The sequence below is a fragment of the Oceanobacillus halophilus genome, from assembly GCF_003628505.1.
In the GTDB taxonomy this organism is placed as follows: domain Bacteria; phylum Bacillota; class Bacilli; order Bacillales; family Amphibacillaceae; genus Oceanobacillus; species Oceanobacillus halophilus.
Genome location: NZ_RBZP01000044.1, coordinates 1 through 2,069, shown reverse-complemented (window position 1 = coordinate 2,069; position 2,069 = coordinate 1). Strand labels below are relative to the sequence as shown.

At 44.0% G+C, this 2,069-nt stretch carries 1 protein-coding gene; it reads right to left on the bottom strand.

The window, feature by feature from the left end; genetic code table 11:
• Positions 1-89: 89 nt before the first annotated feature.
• Complete coding sequence (gene ltrA, locus D8M06_RS19570) at positions 90-1,358, bottom strand: group II intron reverse transcriptase/maturase (RefSeq protein ID WP_121206244.1); 1,269 nt, start codon at positions 1,356-1,358, stop codon at positions 90-92.
• Positions 1,359-2,069 lie beyond the last annotated feature (711 nt).

Below are 2,069 nucleotides of genomic sequence, written 5' to 3'. Positions count from 1 at the left end.
AACCGAGTAGGCGTCGCCATTACTGACCACGCCTCTCACAGAGCTCACACGTGCGGACCTTCGCATGTGGCTCTTCCCATATATCCCTTTTAGAGATAACGTTCATCATAAACAGATACAAGATTTACTAAACCAAGTTCTGAGAAAAATTTGTTATCTAATGCCGCATGAACCATTGGACTCATAGAGCTTCGCCATGCAAACATGCGAACACCTCTCAGGCTTTCTTCCCTCCATCCCTTTCTTCTCAGAAGGCGATGGAGGTTCTTTACTTTCCGCCAACTTCTTAGTTGAACCATTCGAAGCCTTCTTCTTATCCAGCTATCCCAATCTTTAAATTTGGTTTTGACATTTCCATATCGGAAATAATTCGCCCATCCTCGTAGATACGGATTAAGCTTTTCTTTGATAAGCGTCTGTATATCCACCGTTTGATTTCTTCGAGTAATCTCTTTCACACGTTTCTTAAATTTTGCTTCTTTCTTCGGGTCTATTCTGCGAATATCTCCGATAAATTCATATCCAAGAAACGTAAACGGCTCTTTTCTCGCATAGACTACTTTAGTTTTCTCTTGGTTAACGGTAAGGCTCAGTTCTTCCTCCAAGAATTTGGAGACACTTCGCATGACTCGTTCCGCACCTTTTTGGCTTTTACACAGAATAATAAAATCATCTGCAAAGCGAACGATACGATGCCCACGTTCAGTCATTAACTGGTCAAGTTGATGTAAATAGATATTCGAAAGCAACGGACTTAACACGCCCCCTTGCGGCGCGCCCTCTGGAGTATCTTGGTATAGTTCTCCTTCCATAACACCTGCACGGAGAAATTGATGGATTAATTGAATAACAGAGCCATCTGTTACTCGCTTTCTTATCTGTTGTTCTAGTTTTTCATGAGGAATCGTATCAAAATAAGATTGTAAATCCGCATCAATGACATAGTGATAGCCAGCATTCAGATGTTCCGTGACCTTATCTAAAGCCATATGCGCACTTATTTCTGGACGGAATCCATAGCTGCACGGAAGAAAATCCTCTTCAAAGATTGGCTCCAAGATATTACGTAGGGCTGCTTGTACCACCCGGTCTTCCACCGTTGGTATCCCAAGTGGACGTTGTTTGCCATTCTCTTTCTGTATCATCTTTCTCCGAACGGGTTTGGGGCGATATGACTTAGCTTTTAACTTTTGTTGAAGCACTTCTAGATTGTCCTCCAACATCCATTCATAATCTTTAATTGTTATCTTGTCCACCCCGGGTGCACCTTTATTATTCTTTACTTGTTCAAAAGCACTTATTAGGTTGGTTCGCTTGTATACTTTGTCATACAGGCTATACCATATGCGCTTCTTCATCTGTTACTCCCCTTACGTCATTGCTTTCGTTTCTTCCTCTGTTTCTGCTTCTCCATTTAAAATGTAGAAATCAGAGCCGTTAGCCTTTAGCAGTACTCTGTTTCTTTCACTTCAGCGATAGACGGTGTACCCGTTCGTTCCACCCTGGCATCAGTCGGTCTTGACTCTTATCCAGCTCCTGTCTATTTCCGCAGTCATAAGTAAGTCTACTCACATTGTTCTTCTATGGGTCACGCCCTTCGCACTGTTACCCTACCTTTTGGGTGAGAGTTCGCAACTGTATCTTGGTACAGTTTCACTCATGTGCTGTCCTCGCTTCTGTCGCCAGAAGTTCATCGGCATGAGCTTCTACACTACTATGGCGATCTCTGACTCCTCCCTTTAAAGCTCATCTTGTGCCCTTGGCTTGGCCTTGTGACATCAATACCTATTCAGGAAGCAGGAAGGCCTCAATGGGTCACATCATACACTTTCCCTCTAACTCAGCCCTCCTAACACTTCGAGTCAACCAGCTACTTGGACTTCCTGTTCTCTTGCACAGTCATCCGACTCTAGTGCCAACATGGGATATCAGCTCTGTTCAGAGGTTTGCCTTCAAATCCTCCGCACGCTACTTCGCAGTCAACGCACTATTTGTCAGCTAATGCTTACCGGCTGCACGGCGCATTCGGGACTCTCACCCTAAAGATGTATGTGCTGCCACTCGCAAAA

Excerpts from the sequence above, each read along its gene's own strand:
- ltrA (WP_121206244.1), bottom strand. The coding sequence starts at position 1,358 with ATGAAGAAGCGCATATGGTATAGCCTGTATGACAAAGTATACAAGCGA.